Consider the following 13,658-nt stretch of genomic DNA (forward strand, 5'->3'; position numbering starts at 1 on the left):
ACGTGGAATGCACCCGGGCAGTTTAGCGCCTGCGGCGGCTTCTTGCCGACCGCGTCAGCGCAAGATCGGGATCTCACCGGCCCGTGTGTCAGTGACGCTACCGCCCAGCTGGAGCGCGCGCGGCTTGGGCCCGCCTGTCGCCCAGTCCAACAGCTCAACAGTGTGCACGATAGGCAGCTCAGTACCCGATCCGATCTGCATCATGCAGCCAATATTCCCGGCCGCGATGAGATCCGGTTTCTTCGCCTCAAGCGTCTTGACCTTGCGCGCCTTCAGCTCTGCCGAAATTTCCGGCTGCATCAGATTGTAGGTTCCGGCCGACCCGCAGCACAGATGTGGATCCGCCGGTTCAACAATAGAGAAACCTGCCCGTTTCAGAAGGGTCTTGGGGTGGGTTTTGATCTGCTGGCCATGTTGCAGTGAACAGGCCGCGTGATAGGCCACGGTCAGCTGCTTGTCCTCACCTTCTGGCAGTTCCAGCTGCATCAGCAGTTCCGATATGTCCATGGCAATGGCCGACACCCGCGCCGCATCTGCCGCCAGAGGATCATTTCGGAACATATGCCCGTAGTCTTTCACCGTCGTGCCGCAACCGGAGGTGTTGATCACAATCGCATCGAGGCCCTTCCAGTCCATCTCTGTGCACCAGGCGCGGATGTTCTTGGCAGCGGTGGCATGGCTTTCGTCTTCGCGACCCATGTGATGTGTCAGCGCCCCGCAGCACCCCGCCCCTTCGGCGACGACAACCTCGCAGCCGAGACGGCGTAACAGGCGGATCGTGGCATCATTGATATCGGTGTTGAGCGCCTTCTGCGCGCACCCGGTCATCAGGGCCACGCGTTTCTTGCGCGGTCCAATTGGTGCAAATCGCTGCGGATCATCGTTGCGGCTGACCGGCGGAATGCGCTTCGGCGCCATGTCCAGCATCGCCCGCAATCGCGCGTCGGGCACAAATGCACGAAACGGCCGTGCCAGCTTCGCCCCGACGAGCGCCAGCCGGAAGCGGCCGGGATAGGGCAGAATCCGCGCCAGCAGCCAGCGCAGGGCACGATCGCTCCAGGGCCGGTCATAGTGTTTTTCGATATAGGCACGGGCGTGATCGACGAGATGCATGTAATGCACACCCGACGGGCAGGTCGACATGCAGGCGAGGCAGGACAGGCAGCGGTCGATGTGCTTCACCGTCTTGGCGTCGGGCTTGCGCTCGTTCTCCAGCATGTCCTTGATCAGATAGATCCGTCCGCGCGGGCTGTCCAACTCATCGCCGAGAACCTGATAGGTCGGGCAGGTCGCCGTGCAAAAGCCGCAGTGCACACAGGTCCGCAGAATCTCATTGGCCCGCTGGGTGCCGGGATCGCGCAGTTGCTCTTCGGTAAACGTGGTTTGCATGATCTACCCCATCAGTCCCGGATTAAGAATGCCGCGCGGATCGAACTGCTGGCGCAGCCCCGCAGATATCGCGCCAAGCGTGGCAGGTTGCGGATGAAATTGTCCCAGCTGCTGCCGGGTTTGAGCAGACGCCCGCACCAGCGTTGCATGGCCTGGCACGCCGATCCGCGCCCGCAGGTCAGTCCCCTCGGGCACCAGCGCCCAGATCAGCCCGCCGCCCCAGTCAAACTGCAAAGCCTCCGCCCGCAGTGCGGGCGCCAGCGCCACCGCGTCGGAGGGTTTCACCGAAATACGCCAGACATCGCCCGGTTTGTCGTGGAAAGCTGCCACATCGCGAACCCCCTCCCACAATGCGGTGCTCTCACCAAGAGAGATCTCCGGGGCGCCAAATCCAGCCAACTCCTTCGCCAGGGCTTCGGCACGGTAGGCAACGGAGGCCTCAAACCCCTCAAGCCGGATATAGGCCCTTCGCGCATCCGGATCATAGGCGGCCCCGGTCACATCATAAGGAGAGCCCAGCGCAACCGACATGGCCGCCACTGCTGTTGCCAGATCGGCGACGTCAACCGCCACGGTTCCGCAGGCTTCAGCCTTGGGCAAGACTTTCAACGACAGCTCACTCAACACACCCAGGGTGCCATGGGCACCGGCCATCAGCTTGACCAGATCATAGCCGGTGACATTCTTCATGACCCGGCCACCGTTGCTCAGCACGTCACCGCGGCCGTCCACAAACCGGACCCCCAACAGGAAATCGCGCGCCGCACCACATTGGATGCGGCGGGGACCGGAGATATTGGCGGCAAACACACCGCCCATAGTGGGCGCACCGTCAGTTCCAAGCAGTCCGCGATGGTCCATCGGCTCAAAGGCGAGGCGCTGGTTTTCACCTGCCAGGATCTGCTTCACCTCCTCAACCGGTGTGCCCGCCTGCACAACAAGCGTCAACGCTCCCGGCTCGTAAAGGGTGACACCGCTCAACCCCGCGACCGACAGCGGCGCGCCGTTGTCGGCGATACCACGGGTGCCGCTGCCTCGGATACTCAAAGGCCCCTTGGCCCCCGCAATAATCTCGGCCAGTTCGGCCTCACTCTGAGGTGTCATGATTTCACCTTTTCAAAAATACTCTGGGGGTGTGGGGGCAAGGCCCCCGCAACAGGCCCACATCGGGGCCTGTCGACTACCATCTGTTACTGAGCCGCGATTGCGGGCGCGCGTCTGCTTTGCGTCGTGGACAGCGGGAACACTTTCGCCGGGTTGAGCAGCCATTTAGGATCGAACACATCTTTCACCCGCAGCTGCGCCTCGATATCGGCGGGCCGGTACTGATGCAGCATCAGATCGCGCTTTTCGATCCCCACGCCATGCTCTCCGGTGAGGCATCCGCCCACCTCCACACAGAGCTTCAGGATTTCGGCGCCAAAGGCTTCGCAGGTCTCCAGATCGCCGGGCTTGTTGGCATCGAACAGGATCAGCGGGTGCATATTGCCATCGCCCGCATGGAACACATTGGCGACGTCCAGTCCGAACTCCCGGCTCATTTCCCCAATGCGGCGCAGGACAAGCGGCAGCGCGGTGACAGGGATCGTGCCATCCAGACACATATAGTCGTTGATCTGCCCCATCGCCCCGAAGGCCGATTTTCGGCCCAGCCAGATCCGCGCGGCCTCGTCGCTGTCACGCGCCTCGCGCAGCTCCACCGGATTGTGCGAACGGGCTATCTCGGTGATCAGGCTCAGCTGGAGGTCAATTTCCGCGTCGCTACCTTCGACCTCGATGATCAACAGCGCCTCGCACATCGGGTAACCCGCCTTGGCAAAGGCCTCGCAGGCCTCGATGCAGGGCCGGTCCATGAATTCGATCGCAACCGGCAGAACCCCTGCCCTGATGATATCGCTGACGCAGGCCCCCGCCACCTCGTTGCTGTCATAACCGATCAGCACCGGGCGCGCGCCTTCGGGTTTGCGCAGGATCCGCAGGGTCGCCTCGGTCACCACGCCCAGCTGCCCTTCACTGCCGCAGATCACACCCAGCAGATCCAGCCCGCCCGCATCCAGATGGGCGCCGCCGATCTCGACCACGGTGCCATCCATCATCACCATGGTGACACCCATGAGGTTGTTGGTGGTCACACCGTATTTGAGACAATGCGCGCCACCGGAGTTCATCGCGATATTGCCGGCGATGGCGCAGGCCAGCTGCGAGGACGGATCAGGAGCATAGAAGAAATCCTGTTCCTCCACCGCGCCCGAAACACTCAGGTTGGTGCGGCCGGTTTGCACCCGGATAATGCGGTTGTCGTAATCCGTTTCCAGCACCGCGTTCATCCGCGCGACGCCCAGAAGGACACAATCGGCCGTTGGCAGCGCCCCGCCGGCCAACGACGTCCCGGCCCCGCGCGGGACCACCGGCACGCCTGCCTCGTGGCAGATCCGCAGCACATCCGAGACCTCTTGCGTGCTCCGCGGCAGCACCACCAGCATCGGCGGGCATTTGTAGGCGGTCAGCGCATCACATTCGTAGGCCCGCGTCGCTGCGGGATCTTCGACCAGCGCATCCGCAGGCAACACAGCAGAAAGACGCGAAACAAGTTCAGCCTTGCGCGACAGGACGGTCTGATCCGGGGCTGGCATCTCCATGGGGCTCTCCTGTGGATTTCTAAATTTGGTAAACTAATATTACCAATTATCCGATCTGGCAAGCCCCGAGTTCCGGAGGTAGGGTCGAGCCATGACACTGCTTGACCGTATCGCCCTGTTTTCGCCCCTAGATCTGGCGGCCTGCCTGTTGTTGATGCTCTGCTGGATCGGCATCGGCTGGCGCATTGAACACGCCACTTCGGAGCATCCCTCGGTCTCTGGCCTGATGGCCGAGTTCCGCCATGCCTGGATGATTCAGATGGTGCAGCGTGATCCCCGCATCTTTGACGCCCAGCTGATCGCAAATCTGCGACAAGGCAGCGCGTTCTTTGCCTCTGCCTCGATGATCGCCATCGGCGGAGGACTGGCACTGATCGGCAATACCGATCAACTGGCCGGTGTGGCGCAGGATCTCAATCTGGAGAGCGCGCCTGCCTTTGTCTGGGATGTCAAAATCCTGTTGGTGCTGTTGCTGTTGTCCAATGCGTTCCTGAAATATGTCTGGGCGCATCGTCTGTTCGGCTATTGTTTTGTGCTGATGGCCGCTGTGCCCAATACCGACGCCGACCCCCGTGCCTATCCCCGCGCGCGACAGGCAGCAGACCTGAGCATCACGGCCGCGCGCAGTTTCAACCGCGCCATGCGGTCCACCTATTTCGCGCTCGCCGCCGTCGCATGGCTGATCGGACCATGGGCGCTGGTTGCGGCGACAATCGTGACCTTTGCGGTGCTTTATCGGCGGGAGTTTGCCTCGCAGTCCCGCCAGATTCTGCAGCGGGTCCCAGCAAACGCGACCCCACCCTTAAACGAACCCTCAGGATCCGCTGCCAACACAGAGTTGTGACATTACCGCGGCAGGCTTCGGACCTATACTCGCGCCATGACAAAACTCTTCGCCTTGCTCGTGGCGGTAAGCCTGCCTGCGGCGGCGCTGGCCGATGATCCGCAAATAACTGATGCTGTCGCGCAGCAGACAGCTGGCAGCTGGCGCATCAGCGTCACCCTGCGCCACCCCGATACCGGCTGGGGTCACTATACCGACGGCTGGCGGGTGCTCGATATGGACGGGAATGTGCTGGGCCTGAGGGAACTGGCGCATCCGCATGTCAACGAACAGCCATTCACCAGATCACTGGCCGGTGTGGCGATACCAGACGGGCTGGACAGCGTCCTCATTCAGGCGCGCTGCAATGTCGACGGCTGGGCTGAGACAACATATACGCTCCGCCTGACCTGCACCTCATGCTGAACACCGCGCGGTGGCCGGTGCCTGCGCACCAGACGCGATGCGCCTGCTAAACCCGGTGATAGGGGCTGCCCGCCAGTATGGTTGCGGCACGATAGACCTGTTCTGCCAGCAGCACCCGCACCAGCATATGCGGCCAGACCATCTTGCCCAATGAAATTGAAAAATCGGCTTCAGCGCGCAGGCTCGGATCAATGCCGTCCGCCCCGCCGATCACAAAAGCAACATCCTGACGGCCGGTATCGCGCCAATCAGACAGACGTTTGGAGAAATCCGGCGAGCTGAGCAGCTTGCCACGCTCGTCCAACACGCAGATGACAGCCCCCTTGGGGATTGCCTTGCGCAGCAGTTCCGCCTCAGCGGCCATGCCTGCGTTTTTCTTGTCCTCAACTTCGACGATCCGGCAGGGACCCAGACCCAGCGCACGACCGGTACGGTCAAAACGCTCGATATAATCGTCGATCAGCTGCTTTTCCGGGCTGGCCCTGAGGCGCCCGACCACACAGAAGTAGAGTCGCATGAGGAACTTTCGATACGGGTCCGCGCCAGACGCAAAGGACGAGCTGCGCGGACCGATCTCTTGGAACCGGATCCCGTCGCTGGATCAGTTCTCGCTCTGGGCTGGTGACGTGCCTGCGGGCAGCCACATTTTTTCGAGCTGATAGAATTCGCGCACTTCCGGGCGGAACAGATGGACGATGATATCGCCGGTATCGATCAGCACCCAGTCGCCGGTGTCCTTGCCTTCGACCTTGCAGACCATGCCATAGTCTTGCTTCAGGCGGTCGGCCAGCTTTTCAGCCATCGACGCCACCTGACGGGTCGAGCGACCCGAGGCGATGACCATATGGTCGCCAATAGCCGTTTTGCCGCGCAGGTCGATCTGCACAACATCTTCGGCCTTGTCGTCATTCAGCGAGGAAAGAACACGCGCCAGCAGCTCGTCGCTGGTTGGCTGTGATGTGGTAGCCATTACGGCCACTCCGCGACCAGCATCTGGGGCCGCCTGAGGTTCGGGTGACAGGACATTGTCCTCCTTGTAGCGCGCCGCCGGTCCCCCGGCGCTGGGGTTGAGTTAATGTAGCAAGCTACAAGCGGTTTTTCAATGAAGCTTGATGGTCGGCGGCTATGCGTCTTGTGCAGGCGTGAAAGCAGCGCGAAACGCATGGTCGTGCGGCCGGGTGATGTCAGTCCTGAATTGGCCGCGCGGCGGCTTCTGGGCCTGCCCCCGAACCATCCACTGTGCCGCCGCCCCGACGTGCCTCCGTATCCTGCATTGCGACCGGCAGTGCGTCGTTCAGGACGCGCACTTCCCGTTGTGGGAAAGGTATGGAGATTCCGGCGCCTTTAAAGGCGTCCCAGAGCGCCAGATAGACATTGCCGCGAATATTCGTCAGACCGCCGGTCGGATCGCTGATCCAGAAACGCAGGACGTAATCCACGCTGCTGTCGCCAAAGCCGACGATGTGGCAGACGGGGGCACGCTTGCCACCGCTGAGCACCCGACCCACCGTTTTTGTGGCCTCGATGGCGACGCGGCGCACCTCATGCGGGTCATCATTGTAACCGGTGCCAAAATTCAGATCGAGCCGTACGAATCGGTCCGAATGGGACCAGTTGACCACCTGGCTGGTGATAAAATCCTCGTTCGGGATCAGATATTCACGCCCGTCGCGGGTCACCACGGATACGTAACGGGCGCCAAGCGCATTGATCCAGCCAAAGGTCTCGCCCAGCGAAATCACATCACCCGGTTTGATCGACCGGTCCATCAGGATGATGATTCCCGAGACCAGGTTCGACACCACTTTTTGCAGGCCGAAACCGATACCGACACCGATCGCGCCAGACAGGACTGCAAGCCCGGTAAGATCGAATCCGATGGCGCGAATGCTGAACAGCAAAGCCAAACCATAGAGCACAACCTGCACAGCCTTGCCCATCAGGACCTGCATCGACGGCGAGATATCCTCGTTCCGGCGCAAGCCACCGGCTGCGGCCTGCGTCCCGAGCCGCGCCATCGTCAGCAGCACCGCCCCCAGAACACAGGCTTTCAGGACCGCAAGCAACGACAGGTGCATGGACCCGATATCCAGCGCGACCCCATCGAGGAACTGCGCCACGTCATCGACAAGGTTGAGCGCGACCAGCGTGGCGTAGATCCACAGCGACCATGTCACTAGGCGGCGCAATGTCCGGTTATGCACGAATCGGGCCAGAAACCCGATCATCAGCCAGGCCACCCCCAGCGTTGCCGCAACACCGATCAGGTAACTTCGCGAGGGCCAGGTCATCTGCTGCATGACGACATAGGTGCCCCAGCAAAGAATAACGAAGTAAATCAGGGTGATGCGCCGCAGTACCTGCACCAGAACCCGCAAGCGCCACTTGGGCCAGCCGCTTCTGGATCTGGCCCAGCGGTCCCAGCCCGGCTGCGTCACGAGCCTCAGAACATAGGCGACGATGAAGAGACATATGATGATGGCGATCTGATACTGCCGCCAGCCGGGCGTCAGCCCCAACTCCACGACATGCAGGATCTGATCCCAAAGCGTGACCACCGTTGCTGGCAGTTCCAGTTCTTCCATGACGCGCCTCCTGCTTCTCAGGATGCCGATAGAGACCTGCCAAAAGCAAGGGGTCGCGGCCAGGCCTGTCAAAGATTTGGTTGTTTTTGCAACGCGGTAGGTCCGCCCACCCGGCGACAGTAGCTTCATTGACCGCCATTGGCACGACGCGCGCCGGGCGAATGGCGCGGTCATGACGGGCTGACCGCTCAGAACGAATCTTGATTGCCGTGGCGTAGCGCGGTATCCCAGCGCTCATGACGCTCGTTTTGGCCCATCATATCGAACTGCAAGACCGCGCGCGCCTGCGCGAACGGTTCTTTGGCGCCGCCCGCACGGTTCTGGCGCGGCTATAAGGCTGCCGCCAAGCCCTTTTGCCAGCTACATTCCAAAAACTACGGGAGAGGACTCATGTCCCCCAAGACGCTCTACGATAAAATCTGGGATGCGCATGTCGCGCATGAAGCAGAGGATGGCACCTGCCTGCTCTATATCGACCGCCACCTGGTTCACGAAGTGACCAGCCCGCAGGCGTTCGAAGGCCTGCGCATGGCGGGCCGCAAAGTGCACGCGCCTGAAAAAACCATCGCGGTGCCGGACCATAACGTGCCGACCACACTGGACCGTGCCAAAGGCATCGAAAACGAGGAAAGCCGTATTCAGGTCGAGGCGCTCGACAAGAACGCCCGCGAATTCGGCGTGCATTACTACCCGGTGGATGACATTCGCCAGGGCATCGTGCATATCGTTGGCCCGGAACAGGGTTGGACCCTGCCCGGCATGACCGTGGTCTGCGGCGACAGCCACACCGCCACCCACGGTGCCTTCGGCGCGCTGGCACATGGCATCGGCACCTCCGAGGTGGAGCATGTGCTGGCCACCCAGACGCTGATCCAGAAAAAGTCCAAGAACATGAAGGTGGAGATCACCGGCAAGCTGAAGCCGGGTGTGACTGCCAAGGACATCACCCTGGCGGTGATCGGCGAGACCGGCACCGCCGGCGGCACCGGCTATGTCATCGAATACTGCGGTGAAGCGATCCGCGACCTGTCGATGGAAGGCCGCATGACCGTCTGCAACATGGCAATCGAAGGCGGCGCTCGCGCAGGCCTCATCGCACCGGACGAGACCACCTTTGACTATGTCAAAGGTCGCCCGCACGCCCCGAAGGGCGCCCAGTGGGAAGCGGCGCTCAACTGGTGGAAGACGCTTTACACCGACGAGGGCGCTCATTTCGACAAGGTCGTCACCCTGAAGGGCGAAGATATCGAGCCGGTTGTGACCTGGGGCACCAGCCCTGAGGACGTGCTGCCGATCACCGGCGTGGTGCCGAACCCCGAGGATTTCGAGGGCGGCAAGGTTGAAGCCGCGCGCCGCTCGATCGAATACATGGGGCTGACCCCCGGCCAGAAGCTCACTGACATCGAAATCGACACCGTGTTCATCGGCTCCTGCACCAACGGCCGCATCGAAGATCTGCGCGCTGTTGCCGAGGTGGTGAAGGGCAAGAAGATCAAGGAAGGCATGCGTGCGATGATCGTACCGGGGTCCGGTCTGGTCCGCGCTCAGGCCGAGGAGGAAGGCCTGGCCGAGATCTTTGCCGAGGCCGGGTTTGAATGGCGCCTTGCGGGGTGTTCCATGTGTCTGGCTATGAACCCCGATCAGCTGTCCGAGGGCGAGCGTTGCGCCGCCACTTCGAACCGCAATTTCGAGGGGCGTCAGGGCTACAAGGGCCGCACCCATCTGGTGTCGCCTGCCATGGCTGCCGCTGCCGCGCTGACCGGCAAGCTGACCGATATTCGCGAGCTGATGTAAGGAATACGCCCAATGGATAAGTTTCAAAAACTCACCGGCGTCGCCGCACCGATGCCGCTCGTCAATATCGACACCGACATGATCATCCCGAAGGTGTTTCTGAAGTCCATTCAGCGCACCGGGTTCGGCAAGAATCTGTTCGATGAGATGCGCTACAACCGCGACGGGTCTGAGATTGCGGATTTCGTGCTGAACAAGCCGCAGTATCGCAACGCCGAGATTCTGGTTGCAGGCGACAACTTTGGATGTGGCTCCTCGCGCGAACATGCGCCCTGGGCGATCAAGGATTTCGGTATCAAATGCGTGATCTCGACCTCCTTTGCGGACATCTTCTACAACAACTGCTTCAAAAACGGGATCCTGCCCATCGTATTGCCGCAGGAGCAGGTTGATCTGCTGATGAAGGACGCGGAGAAGGGTGAGAATGCCCGTATGACCGTGGATCTGGAAGCACAGGAAATCACCACCTCCGACGGCGAAGTCGTCGCATTTGAAGTCGACGTTCACCGCAAGCACTGTCTGCTGAACGGGCTGGATGATATCGGCCTGACCTTGGAAAAATCCGCGTCCATCGCCAGCTTTGAAGACAAGGCCGCGCAGGAGCGCCCCTGGGTCTGACCCGACGGTTCAAACCGACTATGCACAGAAAAGCCGCCCCGCATGGGCGGCTTTTTCCATGAGGCGGATCGCGGGCGAAAATCGGCAAACTCGAGGTTTCAACGATTTTCTGGCAGCCACTCGATCACCTGGCCATGCGGGCCGGTCCAGGCCAGCGGATGGCCATTCTGCGTCAGCAGAAACATATTGTCCCGCACCGGTCCCGCCCGGTCCGCAAACTGCGGGAAGACGCGCGTACCCTCGTTGCTGATCCAGATCGCCCCGCTGTTCAACATCATTTCCGCGAAGGCGTCGCGCTGGCCCTGATCGGCAACATAAGTCACCACCGCTGTATGAAAGACGACAACCGTCGCCTCGGAAGGTGCCTTGGCAATTAGAGCAGGCAGATCCTGGGTCAGATCCCCGGCGACAATCGACGGAGGAGCCTTCCTGGCAACGGCGATAGCGGCGCGCAGCCTGTCGAGGCGCGACTGATGTTCGGGCCATATCAGGTGTTCGAGCCAGCGGACATCCGCCTCGCAATTGACATCAAGCGGGTTCAGATCCAGCCCCGCGCGCCAGATGATTTCGGGATGCGCCCGCGGCAAAGGTGTACCGGGTGACGCATTGCAGATCATCACAGGGGCACGAACCCCGATTTGCTGCGACGGCGGCAGCTGATAACGTTCCCAATCATAGCCATAGTAGTCCGGCAACAGACAAAGCCCTGCGGATGCTCCGACCTCAATCAGGGCAATCGGTCCCGTAATCTGGGCCAATACGGGCAACAGGACCGCACAGCGTCCCGGCTCGTTCGTCTGGGTTGTCCGGCACAGCATCACGGCTGCGATATCATCCCCCTGCTCGTGGATTGCCCTATCCAGCCGGTCATCGCATGGGATATCGCCTGTAACCGAACGCAGTGCCGCGAACAGCAGATTCGGTTGCTGGCGATCCGCAGGGAGCGCTGACAGGAACGCCAGACAGCGCGGCGAGCGGGCCACCTGCAATGCCAGCCGTTCGTAAATCAGCGACCGACCTGCCGCCTCCACCTGCGCGAATCTGGTGTAACGTGCGGCAATCTCGCTGGTCATGGCTCCCCCGGTCAGATCGGTGCGGCGGTTGTCAGTGCGCTGACTGGACTGAGCTGCGCCCCCTCGTCCCGTGAAACGATTCTACTAGCCCTTTACGGCTGACATTCCACAATATCTTGTGCAGAACTCGATAAGCCATTGTTTTAATTGCAACTCAAGATATGCAACTGATGCAAACCGGCACCAGTCTGCAACCCAAAGTACACGGAAGGATCTCAAATCACGTCATCAAACTTGAGCAAATTCCCGCTGACAGGCAGAAATAAGGCAGAAATGAGGCAGCGCTCGGCAACAACGTTTCACCAAGAAACGACTCCGAGCATCAAGTTGGAACAACGGCACGGCAATGCACCGGCCAGTCCAGTTTGAAGGGATCGAAGCGTGATTGCACGGATTACAGGCGCGGCCATCCGCGGCATCTTTGTTGCATTGCTGATCGCAATGCCATCGCTGTTGTTGCCGGATACGGCAACCCGATCACCTGAGGTGATTGCCCTTCTTGCGATCCTCGCAGCGGCGCTGACTTTTGCCGAATATTTCTCAAGCTACCCCAGTTTCGTCGAGTTTCGCGAAGCCCCGCCGCTGAACCGAATGCGGTTTATCGCCTTGGCGCTGATTGTCATTCTGGTCAGTCTGCTGGCGCGCCACCCGATCGAGGCAACAGCCCTGACGTCGCTGATGCATGGGCTGGCCTCCTGGTTAGGAACTACGCTGGATTTTGCCTTTTCCCCCGTCCAGCTTATCGGGTTGATGATGCCAGCGCATGTGGAGCCTGAACTGGTGACCCGGGTGATGGCAGCGGCAGCGCTGACCTATATCGTTGCACTGCTTGCGATCACTGGTTTTGCTTTGGCGATCCGGCTTTATGACTGGCCGCTCGGTAATGGGCCCTTCAACGTCTGGACAAATCTGCCGCTCTTTGACCCGACAACCGGCGGCGATGTGGTCGAACGACTGCAACGGGATGCGCGCATCAATATTGTTGGCGGGGTGCTTTTTCCCTTTGCGCTTCCGGCCGTTGTGAAACTGGCCTCGGGCTTGGTCGATCCCGGTCTTTTGTCCGCCCCGCAGACGCTGGTCTGGGTCGTCGCCGCCTGGGCGTTTGTGCCTGCCTCCATGGTGATGCGCGGTCTTGCCATGCTGCGCGTCTCCGACCTGATCGCACAGAAGCGCCGCGCTGCTTACGCCAGTTCCGAGGCGTTGCAAACCGCATGAGAGCGCTGGCCACCCTGCTGTTGGCCGCCCTCTTTCCGCTGATTTGTCATGCCCAGCCCCAGGTCAAGCCACTGATCCGTATCGCCAGTTTCAACACCGAGCTGTCGCGCAAGGGGCCGGGTTTATTGCTGCGCGATCTACGCCGCGGCGAAGATCCACAAATCACCGCCATTCTGGACAGCCTAAGTGCGGCAGAGGCTGATATCCTGCTGTTGCAGGGCATTGATTGGGATCACGATGGTCACGCCATCGCCGAGCTGCGCGATCAGCTGGACAAACGCCTGCCCCGCTATGATCACATCTATGCCCCACGTCCCAATAGCGGGTTGCACACCGGGCTGGACATGGACGGAGACGGGGAGCCTTCGACCGCCCGGGATGCGCAGGGCTATGGCCGGTTCACCGGACAGGGCGGGCTTGCGTTGCTGTCGCGGTTTCCGATCCTGCATGCCAAGGCGCGCGATCTCTCCGATCTGCTGTGGCGGGATCTTCCCGGAGCCATCCTTCCTGCCCACCCCGATGGTCGTCCGTTTCCCAGCCCACAGGCGCTAGCGATCCAGCGCCTGCCAAGCACCGGCCATTGGATCGTCCCGATCCTGTTGCCCGATGGTTCTGAACTGTCTGTCCTGACCTTTCAGGCGACACCGCCGCTGTTTGACGGCCCTGAGGGTCGTAACGCGTTGCGCAACCGGGATGAGATCCGGCTCTGGCAGGTGTTGCTGGATGGCCGGCTTGGCCCCGTTCCCGCCGAACCCTGGGTTATCGCGGGCGGTGCGAACCTTGATCCCGACCGGGGGGCAGGCTATCGGCAGGCCATTGCAGATCTGCTCCGCGACCCGAGGCTACAGGACCCGCGCCCGGTGGATCAGACCGGACGCGCGGAAACCGTAAACTGGGGCAGATCCGGCCGTATGCGCGTAGACTACATCCTCCCGTCACAGTCTGCGCAGGTCGTCGCCTCGGGACTGATATGGGCCGAAGACATCGCGGATCGCTATAGCGGTTCTGAGCGCCCTGCCAGCCGTCACGCTCTGGTCTGGACAGATTTGCAAATCCAGAACTAAGGTCACGGCAACAAGATGGCGCAGGAACCGCC

14 protein-coding genes are annotated in these 13,658 nt (G+C 61.3%); 7 read left to right on the forward strand and 7 right to left on the reverse strand.

Annotated elements, in window-relative coordinates:
- Positions 1-54 precede the first annotated feature (54 nt).
- From glcF to VWZ87_RS15745, 3 genes are all read right to left on the reverse strand, one after another.
- Positions 55-1,389 (reverse strand): glycolate oxidase subunit GlcF, encoded by a 1,335-nt coding sequence (gene glcF, locus VWZ87_RS15735; RefSeq protein WP_340546756.1) that lies wholly within the window; start codon positions 1,387-1,389, stop codon positions 55-57.
- A gap of 3 nt (positions 1,390-1,392) precedes the next feature.
- On the reverse strand, positions 1,393-2,493 hold the full coding sequence (locus tag VWZ87_RS15740; protein WP_416534588.1) for an FAD-binding protein: 1,101 nt from the start codon (positions 2,491-2,493) through the stop codon (positions 1,393-1,395).
- An 86-nt stretch (positions 2,494-2,579) separates the two neighbouring features.
- Entirely contained in the window at positions 2,580-4,028 is a 1,449-nt protein-coding gene (locus VWZ87_RS15745) for an FAD-linked oxidase C-terminal domain-containing protein (RefSeq protein WP_416534589.1), read from the reverse strand.
- Positions 4,029-4,119: 91 nt separating this feature from the next.
- Here VWZ87_RS15745 and VWZ87_RS15750 point away from each other — a divergent pair, with 91 nt between their 5' ends.
- Positions 4,120-4,872, forward strand: coding sequence for a DUF599 domain-containing protein (locus VWZ87_RS15750; RefSeq protein WP_416534590.1), 753 nt, complete (start codon positions 4,120-4,122; stop codon positions 4,870-4,872).
- A gap of 36 nt (positions 4,873-4,908) precedes the next feature.
- Positions 4,909-5,277, forward strand: coding sequence for a hypothetical protein (locus tag VWZ87_RS15755; protein WP_416534591.1), 369 nt, complete (start codon positions 4,909-4,911; stop codon positions 5,275-5,277).
- 46 nt (positions 5,278-5,323) lie between these two features.
- Here VWZ87_RS15755 and rlmH read toward each other — a convergent pair whose 3' ends face one another.
- From rlmH to VWZ87_RS15770, 3 genes are all read right to left on the reverse strand, one after another.
- On the reverse strand, positions 5,324-5,794 hold the full coding sequence (gene rlmH, locus VWZ87_RS15760; RefSeq protein ID WP_416534592.1) for a 23S rRNA (pseudouridine(1915)-N(3))-methyltransferase RlmH: 471 nt from the start codon (positions 5,792-5,794) through the stop codon (positions 5,324-5,326).
- Positions 5,795-5,878: 84 nt separating this feature from the next.
- Positions 5,879-6,247 carry a ribosome silencing factor gene (rsfS, locus tag VWZ87_RS15765; RefSeq protein ID WP_340546750.1) on the reverse strand — a complete coding sequence of 123 codons (369 nt, stop codon included), beginning with the start codon at positions 6,245-6,247 and terminating at the stop codon, positions 5,879-5,881.
- Between the two features lie 214 nt (positions 6,248-6,461).
- On the reverse strand, positions 6,462-7,862 hold the full coding sequence (locus tag VWZ87_RS15770) for a mechanosensitive ion channel family protein (protein ID WP_340546749.1): 1,401 nt from the start codon (positions 7,860-7,862) through the stop codon (positions 6,462-6,464).
- Positions 7,863-8,098: 236 nt separating this feature from the next.
- Between VWZ87_RS15770 and VWZ87_RS15775 the strand changes: the two genes are divergently transcribed.
- From VWZ87_RS15775 to leuD, 3 genes are read left to right on the forward strand one after another with little or no spacing between them, the layout of a single operon-like run.
- Positions 8,099-8,197, forward strand: coding sequence for an isopropylmalate isomerase (locus VWZ87_RS15775; protein WP_241770621.1), 99 nt, complete (start codon positions 8,099-8,101; stop codon positions 8,195-8,197).
- Between the two features lie 55 nt (positions 8,198-8,252).
- Positions 8,253-9,656, forward strand: a complete 1,404-nt coding sequence (gene leuC / locus VWZ87_RS15780; protein ID WP_416534593.1) for a 3-isopropylmalate dehydratase large subunit — start codon at positions 8,253-8,255, stop codon at positions 9,654-9,656.
- A gap of 12 nt (positions 9,657-9,668) precedes the next feature.
- Positions 9,669-10,274 carry a 3-isopropylmalate dehydratase small subunit gene (gene leuD, locus VWZ87_RS15785; protein WP_416534594.1) on the forward strand — a complete coding sequence of 202 codons (606 nt, stop codon included), beginning with the start codon at positions 9,669-9,671 and terminating at the stop codon, positions 10,272-10,274.
- Positions 10,275-10,372: 98 nt separating this feature from the next.
- On the opposite strand, the gene VWZ87_RS15790 is transcribed toward leuD, so the two are convergent.
- Complete coding sequence (locus VWZ87_RS15790) at positions 10,373-11,347, reverse strand: DUF2332 domain-containing protein (RefSeq protein ID WP_416534595.1); 975 nt, start codon at positions 11,345-11,347, stop codon at positions 10,373-10,375.
- A 381-nt stretch (positions 11,348-11,728) separates the two neighbouring features.
- Between VWZ87_RS15790 and VWZ87_RS15795 the strand changes: the two genes are divergently transcribed.
- Together VWZ87_RS15795 and VWZ87_RS15800 are read left to right on the forward strand one after the other, a co-directional pair.
- Positions 11,729-12,562, forward strand: a complete 834-nt coding sequence (locus VWZ87_RS15795) for a hypothetical protein (protein WP_416534596.1) — start codon at positions 11,729-11,731, stop codon at positions 12,560-12,562.
- Entirely contained in the window at positions 12,559-13,626 is a 1,068-nt protein-coding gene (locus tag VWZ87_RS15800; protein ID WP_416534597.1) for an endonuclease/exonuclease/phosphatase family protein, read from the forward strand. Before VWZ87_RS15795 ends, VWZ87_RS15800 begins: the two co-directional genes overlap by 4 nt.
- The last annotated feature ends 32 nt before the right edge of the window (positions 13,627-13,658 follow it).

Origin of the sequence: Phaeobacter sp. JH20_37 (genome assembly GCF_048056015.1) — a bacterium.
Taxonomy (GTDB): domain Bacteria; phylum Pseudomonadota; class Alphaproteobacteria; order Rhodobacterales; family Rhodobacteraceae; genus Phaeobacter; species Phaeobacter bryozoorum.